We start from the raw sequence: 14,900 nt of genomic DNA on the forward strand, positions 1-14,900 counted from the left end.
AGGAGGTCATAATATAATGTACAATTTTTTATCAATCTTAACAGGTATTTTAGTTACCATAATGGTAAGCTTTAATGCCGTACTTTCAAAGAATTTTGGAAACTACACTTCAACTATTATAATTCATATTGTTGGATTAATTGCAATTTTAATTGTGCTAGCTGTTAAAAGGTTGAAAATTCCTTTTGATAGATCAATACCTTTATTCACATATACAGCTGGTTTTATAGGGGTTTTTACAGTTCTATTCTGTAATTCTTCAATGATAGCTTTAGGAGCATCTTTATCTGTTGCATTAGGCCTTTTCGGACAAGGAGTTACTTCAATTATAATAGATCACTATGGACTTTTCGGCATGGAAGTTGTGAAATTTAATAATAAAAAATTAATTGGATTTGTAATAATGGTTATAGGCCTTGTTGTAATGACAATTTATTAGAAAGGAAAATTATAATGATATTAAATATAATTCTTGCTTTGGCAAGTGGACTAACTAACGTTTTAGGTAGAATTATAAACTCAAATTTAGCTAATAAAATAGGTATTTTACCTGGCACATTCTATAACTATTTAACTGGCTTAATAACTTCGGCACTTTTCTTTATGTTTAGCAGTAATACCTTAAGATATTCTCCTGATAAATTTTTAGGCTTACCTGTATATGCATACATTGGTGGTGCTATGGGAGTAGTTGTTGTAGGAATCTCCAGCTACATAACCCCAAAAATCTCTGCTTTATATGCCACAATACTCTTATTTATTGGACAACTTTTTGCTGGAATAATCATAGATTATTTCACATTGCATGTTCTTTCAACAGGAAAAGTTGTTGGTGGAGTTCTAGTTTTATTAGGATTGGTTTACAATGCATTTGTAGATAAGATGGATGCAAGAACTGTTGAAAATTCTTAATAGTTATTTAAATTATAAGAACTATTATATAATTTTTATGGAAGCTACCTTAAAGTAACTTCCATAAATTCATGTTTATATCTCGATTAGTTCATACTCACAGCTTCCCATTCCAATTTCTTCACCATAGCTTAATTGATGGCTTCCTCTTGTTTCAGATCTTAGAGCATGGAATTTATCTTCTCCAGCTTTGCAGTCACAACTTAACATTGAATGTACATTTACTGATTGCTTATTAACAAGATCATAACATGCCTTATCAAGTGCTACAGGATCAGTAGATGCTAAGAAACCTATATCAGGAACTATTGGTGCATCACTCCATGGCACACAATCACAGTCTGGAGTAATATTGATTAAGAAGTTAATATATCCAATTTTATTTTCATGAGGTTTCGCAGCACCAAATGCATACTCAGTCAATCTTTCAATAAAAGGATTCATTTCTGAAGACCAATCCATACCAATTGCTTTAGGTTTGCATACTGTCATACATTCCCCACAACCGATACATTTATCATGTGATACTGAAGCTTTTCTATTTTCAATTGTGATAGCTTGCTCTGGACAAACTTTAGCACATTGACCGCAGCCAACACATTTATCATTTTGAACATCCATCTTTAAAGCATGTTGTTCCTTTTTCCCAATAGCTGGTGCTCCACCCATTCCAAGATTTTTAATTGCACCACCAAAACCAGCCATTTCATGACCTTTAAAATGAGAAAGTACAATCATACCATCAGCACTAACCATATCTTTTGCTAATTTTACCTTTTTAAAATGTTTTTTATTTATTTCAACTTCTTTAATATTTTCGCTTTTTAAACCATCCGCAATAATTATTGGTGCTCCAATTACTGCATAGTCATAACCATGTTCTATAGCAGTTATCATATGATCTACCGAATTATGACGGCTACCAGAATATAAAGTATTAGTATCAGTTAAAAAAGGCTTACCACCAGCTTCTTTAATCTTATCTACAACTTGTCTTACAAAAACAGGATTAATAAAAGTATCATTTCCTCTTTCCCCAAAATGGAGTTTAACAGCAGTAAGATCTCCTTCATCAATAATATTATCAAAACCAGCCTTTTCAAATAAACGTCTTATTTTTGTAATTTTATTATTTTTATCACTTCTTGAACGTAAATTAACAAAGTAAACTTTGCTTGCCATAATTAATCATCCCTTCTAATTTACAAATTTTATAAAGCTGCTTATATAGAAGCAATCCATTTCTTAAGATTACCTTCAGGTATTGCCATTTTATCCATATCAAATTTAATATCAATAGCTTTTGTAACAGTGGCATTGTTGCAACAATTTTCTATATCTTTTAACGTATGTCCAAGCCATCCTCCATTTGTTGCAAATGGAATTATGGTCTTGCCTGACAAATCATATTCAGATAAAAAAGTGGCAACTGCTGGTGCATAGGTATACCACCACACAGGAGTGCCTATAATAACCGTATCATAGTCTTCTAAGTTTGCTTTAAGAGGTTTAATTTCCGGTTTAAATCCACGGTCTACTTCCTGTTTTCCTTGGTCAACTACCGAATTGTAATCACCTGTATAAGGCTTTACTGTTTCGATTTCACAGATATCTGCACCTGTAGCCTTCTGAATCTGCTCTGCAATTTTCTTTGTATTATTTGTATATGAATAATACACTATCAACTTTTTTCCCATACAATCTATTCCTCCCAAACTTCTTTTGCCAGTGAAAATGCTGCCCATGCATTTGGCCATCCCACATAAAATGCCAGATGTGTGATAATTTCAGCAATTTCTTCTGCAGTAACTCCATTATCTTTGGCATTTGCCATATGGTATTTTAAAAAGTTATCAAAAATTCCTTTTGTCATTAATGCTGTTACCGTAATTACACTGCGATCCCTAAGCGATAATTTATCCTCCCGTGACCACACCTCACCAAATAAAACATCATCATTTAACTCTGCAAATTTATGTGCAAACTTTCCAAGTGAATCTCTTCCTGCTGTCTGCTTTTTCATAAATATCTCCTTTCTGGTTAGACAAAATTTTCATCTCATATAACCACACAATCCTATTTTAATTTTTTATATTCTTCATCTGTCACTGGTTCACACCATTCATTAGAAGCACCTTCTACTGGAACAGATAAAGCTAAATGTGCAAAAGCCTCATTACATACAGCACCATGCCAGTGTTTGATTTCTGGAGCAATATATACCACATCTCCACTTTTTAAAAGCTGTGGTCCTTTACCCATCTCCTGATACCATCCATGACCACCAACACAGATTAATATTTGTCCACTACCATGATGAATATGCCAGTTATTTCTACATCCTGGCTCAAATGTAACGTTACAGATAATAACTTCCTTATTATTCAAAAGACTTAAATAGCTTTTTCCAATAAAATAAGGTGCATAAGCAGTATTTTCTTCTCCAAGTAAAAATCCAGATACATTTTCTAATTCTTTTCTATTCATACTTTTTCTCCTCATTCCTATTTATGTAATTTCTCATAAGTTTTTATACAATCCTAATGCCTTTGCCATAAATACAAATCTTTTATCACAGCTTCTAATTTTATTAGTCAAAGTACACTTTAATCTTGCATAATTTTCTTTTATACCTTATGATAAACAGAGTTCTTAGCATAAGATTAAGTTTTTGCTTAAAACTCGTTATCCAGGGACGTAGCTGCTCTTTACTCCCACTTAAGGAATTAGGAATATTAGAGCGGGTAGTCATCGGATAAACATATTCTAATACCTAAACCTAACTTTAGGTCAATACTAAATTTAAAATTTATTGGAGGTAACTTATGACTTATTCCATTGGTGATATTTCAAAAATGCTAAACATATCTATATCAGCCCTGCGTTACTATGACAAAAAAGGTCTTCTTCCTCTTGTGAATAGAACGTCTGGAAATATCCGAGTATTCGATGATACCGATGTTGAATGCCTAAAAATGATAGAATGTTTAAAGAATACAGGAATGCCTCTTAAGGATATCAAACAGTTTTTTGAATGGTGCGAAGAAGGAGATTCTACCATTGACCAACGATATGAACTTTTCATTAATCAGAAGAAAAAGACAGAACAACAAATTTCACTCTTACAAAATGCTTTGGATCGAATCAATTATAAATGCGAATTTTACAGAATATCAAAAGAAAATGGAACAACAAATGTTCCGGGATTACGTGAAGAATTAGCTATGAGATTTTTAAATAAGGATACAGAAAATGATACAACGGACAAATAATAAAAATATTTTATGCTAGTGTATCATAAAAGAAATGTATTGATAAGACGATTGTTTTAATTAACTTAATCGTTTTTTACGATTGGATGTGATTTATTGTATATTAGACAACTTCAAACCTTTCTTGTTGTTGCAAGATTACTAAATTTTAGAGCTGCTGCTGAGGAACTTAATTACTCTCAATCTACTGTTTCAGATCATATACGTAATCTTGAACAAGAACTTGATGTTAAACTATTTGAACGATTTGGACGAAAGGTATTCTTAAACGAACAAGGAGAAAAACTAATTTCTCCAGCTAAAAAAATGATCAAAGACGCTGAAGAAATTCATAAATTATTTGACAATGATGAAAAAATTAAAGGTACGCTAAAAATAGGCTCTGCTGAAACCCTCTGTGTATTTTGGCTGCCACCACTACTTAAAGAATATAGTAAAATCTATCCAGATGTCCAAATAATACTTAAAATGGCAGATTGCCTGGAGCTTCCTGAAATGCTAGAAAAAAATATTATTGATGCTGCATTTAGTCTTCATGATGAATCTGCACAGCAGCAGCTTTCTCAAATAGATCTTTTCCAAGATTCTACTATTTTTGTTGCAGCGCCAAATCATCCTCTTACTTCTGTAAAAAAAATTACTGCATATGAACTTGAAAATCAAGCATTCATCCTTACTGAATCTAAAAGAGGCTACAGCTTTGAATTAAAAAAATTGCTTGAAAATTTAAATATAAAAACAAACACTATTATGGAGCTCAGCAGCCTAGAAGCAATAAAACAGTGTGTTAAGAATGGCCTTGGTATTACTCTGCTGCCGCGTATAGTAGTTGATAAAGAACTTCAAAATGGTGAACTTGTGATTCTACCTGTAGAAATTAATCAAATACTTATACAAGCTAAAATGATATATCATCGGGAAAAATGGATGTCGCCACCATTATTAGCTTTAAAAAATATTGTATTATTAAGAAAAGATGAAATTAGAAAACAGACTAATGAAGATTAAAATAGAAGAATCCTCTACTATTGAGAATTCTTCTACCATTTTAAAGTATTTCTTAATATTTGATATTTTAATTATCAAAAGATAAAAGAACATTGTGACTTAACTATTAACCCTATATTTGATACAACCAAACCATAATTGGCATTGTTATAATACATATAATAGTTGTAATTGCATTTATAACACTAGCATATTCTTCATTTTTACCATAAATTTGAGCCATTTGTGTAACCGCTGATGCAGAGGGAGTAATTGTTGCAAGCAAGCTGATAAGCAAAATAACCTTTCCACCCGATAATAAGTTTGCCATTCCACCATATTTAAGCAAAAGCAAAATTATAAAGGGGCATACTATCATCTTAAGAAAAGTAACTATATAAATTCGCTTATAAGCAAATACCTGTTTGAAGCTCATATTTCCAATTAGCATTCCCATTATAATCATGGAAATAGGACCAAGCATAACGCTTACTGATTCCATGGTTTTTATTATAATATCCGGCAATTGAAATCTTGTAACGAAAAATAAAATTCCAAGAAAAATAGTAATCATATTAATATTTAAAAGAATTTTTTTCAAGTCTACTTTTTGTTCTTCACAGAGCATCATCTTTCCATGAGTCCACAAAAGAAATAATTGTACGGATATAAAAGCACTGGAATAAATAACCCATTCCTTTCCTAGTATGGAAGTTACAATTGGAATAATCAGATTTCCAGCATTTGAATATATCATGGATGCTTTTTCAACTGCATCCAAATTGAATATCCTTCCAAGTATTTTTACTAAAATCAATAATACAATATGAATCAATACTGCTGCCGCGAAAGCAAGAATCAATCCATTTCGTATACTTTCTGTATATTTAATCTGAAAGGCATTAATAATCACACAAGGCATTATTAGATAAAGAGCAACTGTTGAAAGAGTTTTGCTCTCTTCTGCTTTCAATAAATGTGTTTTTACTAGTATGAATCCCATGAACATAACTAAAAAAAGTTCAGTAATCTGTTTTACTAATAATAAACTAATCATAATTTCACCTCCATAATACAAGGTAAACAGTTATATTTTACATATAATCATTCATAATAAATTCTAATTTTAATCCAAGGAAAGCCTGTCTATAAACTAAAGCAATTAAAAGCTAATTATATCATTAGATTCCATTAAATTGCTACTTTTTCAGAAAAATTTGAATAAATGGAAATTATCTATTGACATATATAGATTATCGATATATTCTAATATCATAAAGAAGTATATAGATTATCTATATATGTAAATAGAAATAATAACTATATAAATTTTTAAGATATGAAAGAGGTGATTAAAATGCCATCTGACAACAGTTTATATTCTGGTGATATGACTATGCTTATTTTAAAACTACTTGAAAATAAGGATATGTATGGCTATGAAATGATCGAAACTTTACAAATTAATTCAAACAATATGTTTCAATTTAAGGCAGGAACATTGTATCCTCTACTGCACACTTTAGTAAATCAAAACTATTTAAATTGCTGCGAAAAAGAAGCTAATGGGAAAATTCGTAAATATTACTCCTTAACATCCCAGGGGAAAAAATTACTACAGGATAAAACCTCAATATGGAAAAAATACGTTAAAACCATGGCATCTGTGCTAGAAGTCGAGGTGTATTAATATGAAAGCAGATGAATATTTACATCTTTTGAGTAAAAATATTTCTAATAGAAAAATGCGTAAGGAAATCTGCACAGAAATCCAAAATCATATTGATGATCAAAAAGAAGCCTATATTAAAATAGGATACTCTGATGAAGATGCAGAGAAAGCTGCTGTCAAAGATATGGGAGATCCTAAAGGTGTAGGTAAAATGTTAGATTCTGTACACCCTCCAACAATTGATTGGATTCAAATTATTGCATTAATTTTAATAACTATATTCTTGTATTTATCAAAAAAGGCAGCAGAATTTTATGGTTTAGATTTTATATCTATAGCACCAATTGATATATTTAGAATTCTTGGAGCATTTTTTTCAGCATATGGCTTGGTATGGTTAGGAATGGAAAAATATTTAGATTTGCCATTTTTTTATGGAAGAAGCCAACATGGAGGTTCAAACGCCAATGGGGTATTTATCTGTTCATTAGGAATTGTTATGATATCTCACACTTTTTTACAAGCTATGATATTGATGTGCATTTTTATTCCAATAGTAGCTATTGAACGAGCTATTATTGAATCTAAAAGAATAAAAAAGGAACAAAAGTTTCTTTGGCAGCAGGGTATAGCTTCTGAAAATTTTAATTATAAAGGTGAAGGTATATTTAACAATTCTCCCCAAAAAGTCTACTCTAAAAATGAATCAATAAAAAAAGGAGACCCCATCGTCATAACCAACGTAGATGGATTTAACCTAGTTGTTAAAAAAGCTAAACTTTGATAACAAAAAATTCTATAAATTGGACATCTAAAATTAAAGCTTTCTATGATAAGCAGCTCATAGAAAGCTTTTATTATTGTCACGTTACTAACAATTTAAAACTATTACATTAGTTTTTCTGTTATTTCCCAATATTTACACAATAGCAATATGTTCGACAATATTTACTCAAATGCTATGGCATGATATAATATCAATGATATTTTTAGCATAAAATTGTACTTAATTAAAAATATGGATGAAATTAGGAGGAGTGTATGAAAAGTATAAAGGCAAAGTTAATATTATTTGTAGGTTTGTTAATAGGAGTTATATGTATAAGTTTAGGTGCAATTTCATTTATAAATTCAACAAAGTCCCTACAATCAAATTTAAGCAAAACACTTCCTAAAATTGCAGATCAAACTGCTAGCAGTGTTCAAGGAAGAGTTGAGGGACAGCTAAATGAATTAGAGGCTATTGCATCAATGCCTGAAATAAGAAATGTTAACAATTCATGGCAAAATAAAAGTGTAATACTTTTAGAGCAAGCTAAAAGAATGGGAAGCATGAAATTAGGTATTGCAGATAAAAATGGTGATACTAAGAGTACCGACGGATCAAGTACTAATGTGAAGGATAGAGAATACTATCAAAAGGCATTATCAGGCAAAAATAATGTATCGGATCCATTGATAGGTAAAGTTAGCGGCAGTGTAGAGGTTAAGTATGTGGTTCCTATTAAGAATAATAATGAAGTTGTAGGAGTATTAATTGAAACAAGAGATGGAAATGCATTAAGCGAACTAACTAATCAGGTTAAGGTTGGAACAACAGGTTATGCATTTATGATAAAAAAAGATGGGACAACCATTGCTAATGTTAATAAAGATTTAGTTATGAAAATGGATAACACAATTGAAAATGCAAAAAAAGACAATAAATTACAGCCTTTAGCAGATATTATTAAGAAAATGGGAGCAGGAGAATCAGGAATTGGCCAATATAACTATAGTGGAGTAGAAAAATATGTAGGTTATGCTCCAGTAAAAGGAACTGAATGGTCTGTAGGAGTTACAGTAACAAATGGTGAAATATTATCAGAATTGAATAGCCTAAAGGTTTCTGTTGCAGCATTTTCTATATTATTTATATTAATTGGATTAGCAACAGTCTATATTATTGCTAATAGTATATCTAAAGGAATAAAATCAACTTCAAAACATCTGGGATTATTAGCAGAGGGTAATCTATGTGAAGAAGTTTCCCCTAAATATCTTCAATTAAAAGATGAAGTTGGAGATATGACTAATTCAATGAAGGTAATGCAGGAATCATTAAAACAAATGATTAGCCGAATAAAAGATAATTCTACAAGTATTAATATGCAATCAGAAAACTTATCCTCTATTTCAGAGGAAATAGCTAGTTCCTCACAGAATGTTACGGAGGCAATAAATGAAATTGCAAAGGGTACAAGTTCCCAATCTGAGGATTTCATAAATGTAACAGAAATTCTTAATGATTTTAGTGATAAGTTATCGGGAATGGTTGGAGAGATACAAGTTGTAGACTCAAATTCCAGGGAAATTAGTTTAATGGCAAAAGAAAGCAGTAATGAAATGAATCAATTAAACCAATCTGTAACGAAAGTTAGTAGTTCATTTAAAAACTTTAATGGTAAAATTAGTGGACTTGGAAAAGACGTAAAGGAAATAAATGAAATTACTAATATAATAAATAGTATTGCAGAACAAACAAATTTATTAGCATTAAATGCAGCTATTGAAGCAGCTAGAGCAGGTGAATCAGGAAAAGGCTTTGCTGTTGTCGCAGATGAAATAAGACAACTTGCCGAGCAATCAAAAGCATCATCAGAAGAAATTAATAGATTGATTAATGAAATAGCTAAAAATACAGATGTTATAGTCCAGGATTCTGTTGAAATGGATGATGAATTAATAAACCAAGTTAAGATTATAAACAGTTCAATAATATCTTTTAAAAAAATTATAGAAGCGGTAAATGAAGTAATTCCTAAAATTGAAACAGTTAAGACCTCTGCTGAGGGTATAGATAAGGATAAAGAAACTATCTTGAGCAGAGTAGACGATGTATCTTCAGTTTCTCTTGAAGTTTCAGCATCTTCAGAAGAAATTTCTGCGTCCTCAGAGGAGATGAATGCTTCTACAGAAGAAATAGCTGCAGCAGCACAAACACTTAGCAATATGACTAAGGGAATGATTGATGAAGTAAACAAATTTAAAATTTAAAAACGAAGAATTTCAAATAAAAAGAGAGGCATCTATAGTTTTTTGATGTCTCTTTAAGAGAACGTCCGTAGGTTTGTGTAAAATAAAATAGACAAGTAGAAAATTAATTGGAAATTACTATAGGAATTGAGTCCTGTAGTAATTTTTATTTTTTGGGGAATAACTAGATAATAAGATAGTATAGCTTATTTATGTTATTATTATTTGTAATATCTTCATTATTATTCATCTTTATTCAAAATAGTACAGGCTTTATTGCTTAAATATATTGTTCAATTCTTTCTCCAAACATTATACTAAGTTGTGCTAAGGTACTAGGCCAATTTTGTTTAGGCGATGTCCATTTAACCATTATCTGTTCTGTAGCCAAGTATAAAGCCTTTGTAAGAGAGTCATCTGTAGGAAATACGGTCCTTATTTTAGTGAATTTTCTAAGTTGTCTGTTGAAACCTTCTAAGGCATTAGTGGTATATATTATTTTTCTTATATCTTGAGGAAAATCAAAATATGTTGACAGGTTATCCCAATTGCTATTCCATGATTGTATTACTATTGGATATTTATCTCCCCACTTAGCTTCCAAAGCTTGCAGTGATTGACTTGCCATTGTTTCATTTACCGCCTGATATATGCACTTTAGATCCTTTAAAAAGGCTTTTATATCTTTTGAAGGTATATATTTTATAGAATTTCTTATCTGATGTACTATGCAGCTTTGTATATTTACTTCAGGAAAAACAGCTTTAACAGCATCAGAAAGACCTTTAAGACCATCCATACATGCTAGGAGTATATCTTTAACCCCTCTATTTTTAAGATCGTTGCATACAGATAACCAAAATTTAGCTCCTTCCTGCTCACCAACCCATATTCCTAATATATCTTTATAACCTTTAACATCTAAAGCCATACAAATATATGCTGCCTTGCTAACAATTCTATGTTGATCTCTAACCTTAAAATGAACTGCATCCATATATACTATAGGATACATAGGGTCTAAAGCTCTATTTTGCCAGGCATTGGCTGTATCCATTACTTTATCAGTGATTTTGGATTTCATTGAAGGGGATATATCTACTCCATATAGTTCATCTATTTCTGACTTAATATCATCCACAGACATTCCTCTTGCATATAGTCCTATAACCTTTTTATCAAGTTCATTACACACAGTTTCGTATTTCTTAACAATCTTAGGCTCAAAATTTGCCTTTCTATCCCTTGGTACATTTACACCTACTTCTCCAAAGCTGGTTCTAATATTTTTTGAACTGTATCCATTTCTATAATTTCTATCTTCTCCATTCTGCCTCTCATATTTTTCGCGTCCAAGATGTTCCTCCATTTCTGCTTCTAAAAACTGTTGAATTATACCACCAAATAGTCGCTGCATTAAGCCATTCTTACCAACTAAATCCTCCATACTTTTGCATTTGTTTAGCTCCTTTTTTAAATCAATATCAGGTATCTCTAATGAATTCATAACTTTCTCCTCCTAAAAAATCTTTTGTAGTTATTCTTTCCACAAATACCAGCTATACATACATAAAAAGAACATCCTTAGATTTGATTTACACAAATCTAAGGATGTTCCCCTCTTTAAAAATTTTCATTATTAATTTTCTTTTACTTCTTCAAATCTTTTTTCTGCTGCTTTTATTGCTTCAACACCTGTTTTACACAAAACATTAATACCTTTCACAATAGTTACTATTACAAACGCTTCTACTAATTCTTCCATAGTTAAACCTGCGTCTATTGCAGCAACAGCATGTTGTTTTGCACCACTTACTTCGTCGTCTAAACTATCCAATATTGTAAAAATTAATTCTCTTGTTTTTTTAGGTAAATGTCCATTTTGAACTGATTCACGCATTACTAAATATCCTTTTAAACCTTCTGGAGCATATTTAGAAAGTATTTCAGCAAAAGGTGGATGCCATTTTAATTCATCCTCATAATAACTAAGTATACTTTGAAATTCATTCATAACTAAATTCCCCCCAATTTTAATATTTTTAAATGATTTCTCATAATACATATTTATTATAAATCATTACACTGCGTAATGTGCAAGTCTAATCTTATTCTACGTTTGAATTAAATATCAATGTTAAAAAGAGTTTTGGTATGTGTATGTTAAATTTAATTTACTTCTAAATCTTTACGCATGATTAAATCTATTTGTTCATCATCCCCCATAAAAAAGGAATGCTTCCCAATGATATAAAATCCATTTCTTTTATAGAACTTCATAGCTTTATCGTTATTTTCCCATACACCAAGCCATAAATACTTCTTTTTCTTTTCTTTTGCAATTTCAATAGCCTTATTCATCAATACACTTCCCAATGCTTTTCCATGGAATTCTTTCAACACATAAATCCTTTCGACCTCTATAGATTCTGAGTCTTTGATATCAGTTTGTGCCAAACCTTCATTCAATTTTAGATAACCTGTCAATTTTTCATCAACATATAGGAAATAGAACTTTGAACTGGCGTTTAACAGTTCATCTCGCATTTTACTCATATTAAAAGCCTTCTCCAAATAATCCTCCATGTTAGAAGGTGTATTCCAAGCTTTGAAGGTTTCATTATATGTCTTATAAGAAATTTCTCTAAGTATAACAAGGTCGTCAATCATACATTCTCTGATAGCAAGTTTCATTTTTTTACTCCTCCTCATTTTCTTAAATATAATCCTTAAAACCTATCTCAACACAATAATATAAACTTATTATTTTATATGGAAAAATTTTATTGCTCATTTATTGGAGGTTTTTCAAGTATATATTTTTACTTTAAGCTTTATAATTATTACTTTCTTCCAATCCAATATTGTTGCATATGCAATATTAATGTATCATAATATTATTGCATTTGCAACAATATTATGATATAAATTAAATAGTATAATATGAAATTAAGAGGTTAGCTATGAAAGAGATATTGAGGGAAATAGGTAAAATTTATCGCTGCTTGGATTCAATCAGCAATATAGAATTCAAACAATTTGATTTGGCTAAAGGTCAGTATGCATATTTAGTGAGAATATGTGAAAATCCAGGAATTATACAAGAAAGGATCGCCGAAATGCTTAAAGTAGACCGTACAACAGCTTCACGTGCCATTCAAAAATTACAACAATCCGGTTTTATTAGTAAAGAAAGTAGCCCAGAAAATAAGAAGGTTCTACTCTTGTTTCCTACAAAAAAAGGCCAAGAAGTATATGAGATATTACTAGAAGAAGAAAACTATACAAACAAGGTAGCGCTGCAAAATATTTCAGTAAAAGATCAGAAAACCTTATTGAGCTTACTTGAAAATATGCGAGCTTGTCTTGAACCAGATTGGACCTTGGTTAAAAAAGGCGGACAACGACAATACTTAAAGAAATTCAACAAGAAATGATTTACTTGATACATTTAACCATACAACGTTATAAAACTCCATTAAATACTTGCAGTTCACTGTAAGTATTTAATGGGATAACTTAAAAAGAGACATTTCTAATTTTCACGTCTTTTTAAAAGTTTTACTACACATACTGCTGATAATGTAAAAGATAAACTCTTTTTATATTATCACTTTTTATTTAATTCCTTAGTAATTATTTTTATTCCCTCATAAATTTGCTGTTTATTCACCCTACATATACTAAGTCTAAAAATATTATTTTTTTTATATTCATCTAAAAACATATTATGAACATTCAATATACGTACCTTTTGTGATTTAAGCATATTTTCAATATCCATAACTTCAAGCAAATTAGGAACTTCAATGCTTGCAAAGAATCCTGTTGATGGTACAAATACATGAGATGGTGATGAAAATTCCAAATTAACAGCATCCTTAAGAATTTTCATCTGTTTACTATAAAACTTTTTTATATTCTTCAAATGATTATCATACATTCCACTTTTTAAATATATGTCAAGAGCTCCTTGTGATAATGGATTGGTAATAAAATCACAACAAGCTTTATGATGTAAAAATATATTAACAAGTGATTGGGGTAAAATTAAAAGTGCCACTCTCAGACCTGGAAGTAATGTCTTAGAGAAGCTTTTTATGTAAACAACTCGATCTGAAGTATCTATTGAATACATGGTTTCGTTTTTTGAGTTTGTTTCAAGATCAGCAAGATAATCATCTTCAATAATATAAACATCATATTTTTTAGCCAACTTCAATATGCCTTTTTTTTGATTATTACTGAGAGAAAATCCTGTTGGGTTTTGAAATCTAGGCTGAATATAAAAAAATTTTATATCTTCATTTTTAAAAATTTCTTCAAGTTCATCAATATCAAATCCATTAATGTCTCTTTTTATACCTACAGTAGCAACCTCATTATACTCTAGTGACTTTATCATTCCATAATATGTAGGTTGTTCAATAAGAACCTTACCTTTACCATTTGGAAAAGGTATTTTAGATAATACATATATAGCCTGCTGCGATCCTGATGTAACCATAACATTTTCAACTTTAGTAAATATGTGCAAATCTCTTAAGTGATTTTTAAATGTTTTTCTTAACTCAAGATTGCCCTGTACATTGGAATAACTAAACAAACTATCTTTATATATTCTTATAGCTTGATTAATAGAATGTTGAAACTCTTCATAAGGCAATAAACTTGCATCTGGACTAGCAGAATAAAAATCTATTAAAAAATCATGACTTTCCTGTTTTACTAAATCATTTTCTACTACGTAAAATCCACTTTTAGAAATTGAATATAATAGATGTTGCTTTTGTAATTCTTCATAAGCTCTTATTGCTGTAGATTTACTGCATTTGAAGCTTTTACATATATCTATTATAGACGGAACTTTATTTCCAGGTTTTAGATTTCCACTATGTATTTCTTCTTTTATATAATCTGCAATTTTGCTATATTTATTATCCATATTAAACCTCTTTTATACCGGTATAGATTAAATTTTTGGTTATTGTTAAAACATTTTTATAAAATTATACTATTATCATACCGGTATACTCAATAAA

At 30.3% G+C, this 14,900-nt stretch carries 17 protein-coding genes; 8 read left to right on the forward strand and 9 right to left on the reverse strand.

The annotated features are described in order from the left end of the window. Positions 1-16 precede the first annotated feature (16 nt). A complete protein-coding gene (locus tag Ccar_RS12355; RefSeq protein WP_007063687.1) occupies positions 17-439 on the forward strand; it encodes a DMT family transporter in 423 nt (140 codons plus the stop codon). A 14-nt stretch (positions 440-453) separates the two neighbouring features. Beyond that, a complete protein-coding gene (locus Ccar_RS12360) occupies positions 454-912 on the forward strand; it encodes a DMT family transporter (RefSeq protein WP_007063686.1) in 459 nt (152 codons plus the stop codon). 75 nt (positions 913-987) lie between these two features. Here Ccar_RS12360 and Ccar_RS12365 read toward each other — a convergent pair whose 3' ends face one another. Genes Ccar_RS12365 through Ccar_RS12380 form a run of 4 tightly spaced genes read right to left on the reverse strand, consistent with a single transcriptional unit; the run spans position 988 to position 3,399 of the window. Further along, a complete protein-coding gene (locus Ccar_RS12365; RefSeq protein ID WP_007063685.1) occupies positions 988-2,094 on the reverse strand; it encodes a DUF362 domain-containing protein in 1,107 nt (368 codons plus the stop codon). 41 nt (positions 2,095-2,135) lie between these two features. Further along, the gene (locus tag Ccar_RS12370) at positions 2,136-2,609 is read right to left on the reverse strand and encodes a flavodoxin (RefSeq protein ID WP_007063684.1); all 474 of its coding nucleotides are present in this window, start codon (positions 2,607-2,609) and stop codon (positions 2,136-2,138) included. Between the two features lie 5 nt (positions 2,610-2,614). Next, positions 2,615-2,935, reverse strand: a complete 321-nt coding sequence (locus tag Ccar_RS12375; RefSeq protein ID WP_007063683.1) for a carboxymuconolactone decarboxylase family protein — start codon at positions 2,933-2,935, stop codon at positions 2,615-2,617. 53 nt (positions 2,936-2,988) lie between these two features. Further along, entirely contained in the window at positions 2,989-3,399 is a 411-nt protein-coding gene (locus tag Ccar_RS12380; RefSeq protein ID WP_007063682.1) for a cupin domain-containing protein, read from the reverse strand. A 338-nt stretch (positions 3,400-3,737) separates the two neighbouring features. Here Ccar_RS12380 and Ccar_RS12385 point away from each other — a divergent pair, with 338 nt between their 5' ends. Next, positions 3,738-4,184 (forward strand): MerR family transcriptional regulator, encoded by a 447-nt coding sequence (locus Ccar_RS12385; RefSeq protein ID WP_007063681.1) that lies wholly within the window; start codon positions 3,738-3,740, stop codon positions 4,182-4,184. 96 nt (positions 4,185-4,280) lie between these two features. Beyond that, positions 4,281-5,192 carry a LysR family transcriptional regulator gene (locus Ccar_RS12390; protein ID WP_007063680.1) on the forward strand — a complete coding sequence of 304 codons (912 nt, stop codon included), beginning with the start codon at positions 4,281-4,283 and terminating at the stop codon, positions 5,190-5,192. A gap of 112 nt (positions 5,193-5,304) precedes the next feature. On the opposite strand, the gene Ccar_RS12395 is transcribed toward Ccar_RS12390, so the two are convergent. After that, positions 5,305-6,228, reverse strand: coding sequence for an AEC family transporter (locus Ccar_RS12395; protein ID WP_007063679.1), 924 nt, complete (start codon positions 6,226-6,228; stop codon positions 5,305-5,307). A 300-nt stretch (positions 6,229-6,528) separates the two neighbouring features. Between Ccar_RS12395 and Ccar_RS12400 the strand changes: the two genes are divergently transcribed. From Ccar_RS12400 to Ccar_RS12410, 3 genes are all read left to right on the forward strand, one after another. Further along, positions 6,529-6,861: a PadR family transcriptional regulator gene (locus Ccar_RS12400; RefSeq protein WP_007063678.1), complete on the forward strand. Its 333-nt coding sequence runs from the start codon at positions 6,529-6,531 to the stop codon at positions 6,859-6,861. 1 nt (position 6,862) lies between these two features. Continuing rightward, entirely contained in the window at positions 6,863-7,627 is a 765-nt protein-coding gene (locus Ccar_RS12405) for a permease prefix domain 1-containing protein (RefSeq protein ID WP_007063677.1), read from the forward strand. A gap of 257 nt (positions 7,628-7,884) precedes the next feature. Beyond that, on the forward strand, positions 7,885-9,879 hold the full coding sequence (locus Ccar_RS12410; RefSeq protein WP_007063676.1) for a methyl-accepting chemotaxis protein: 1,995 nt from the start codon (positions 7,885-7,887) through the stop codon (positions 9,877-9,879). A gap of 259 nt (positions 9,880-10,138) precedes the next feature. On the opposite strand, the gene Ccar_RS12415 is transcribed toward Ccar_RS12410, so the two are convergent. From Ccar_RS12415 to Ccar_RS12425, 3 genes are all read right to left on the reverse strand, one after another. After that, positions 10,139-11,365: an IS256 family transposase gene (locus tag Ccar_RS12415; protein WP_048030069.1), complete on the reverse strand. Its 1,227-nt coding sequence runs from the start codon at positions 11,363-11,365 to the stop codon at positions 10,139-10,141. Positions 11,366-11,497: 132 nt separating this feature from the next. Beyond that, a complete protein-coding gene (locus Ccar_RS12420; protein WP_007060726.1) occupies positions 11,498-11,872 on the reverse strand; it encodes a carboxymuconolactone decarboxylase family protein in 375 nt (124 codons plus the stop codon). A gap of 155 nt (positions 11,873-12,027) precedes the next feature. Continuing rightward, on the reverse strand, positions 12,028-12,552 hold the full coding sequence (locus Ccar_RS12425; protein ID WP_007060725.1) for a GNAT family N-acetyltransferase: 525 nt from the start codon (positions 12,550-12,552) through the stop codon (positions 12,028-12,030). Between the two features lie 269 nt (positions 12,553-12,821). Here Ccar_RS12425 and Ccar_RS12430 point away from each other — a divergent pair, with 269 nt between their 5' ends. Further along, a complete protein-coding gene (locus tag Ccar_RS12430; RefSeq protein WP_007060724.1) occupies positions 12,822-13,295 on the forward strand; it encodes a MarR family winged helix-turn-helix transcriptional regulator in 474 nt (157 codons plus the stop codon). Between the two features lie 173 nt (positions 13,296-13,468). Here the strand turns inward: Ccar_RS12430 and Ccar_RS12435 are convergent, their stop codons facing one another. Then, positions 13,469-14,803 (reverse strand): aminotransferase-like domain-containing protein, encoded by a 1,335-nt coding sequence (locus Ccar_RS12435; RefSeq protein ID WP_007060723.1) that lies wholly within the window; start codon positions 14,801-14,803, stop codon positions 13,469-13,471. Between the last annotated feature and the right edge of the window lie 97 nt (positions 14,804-14,900).

The organism is Clostridium carboxidivorans P7, from assembly GCF_001038625.1.
Lineage (GTDB): Bacteria > Bacillota > Clostridia > Clostridiales > Clostridiaceae > Clostridium_AM > Clostridium_AM carboxidivorans.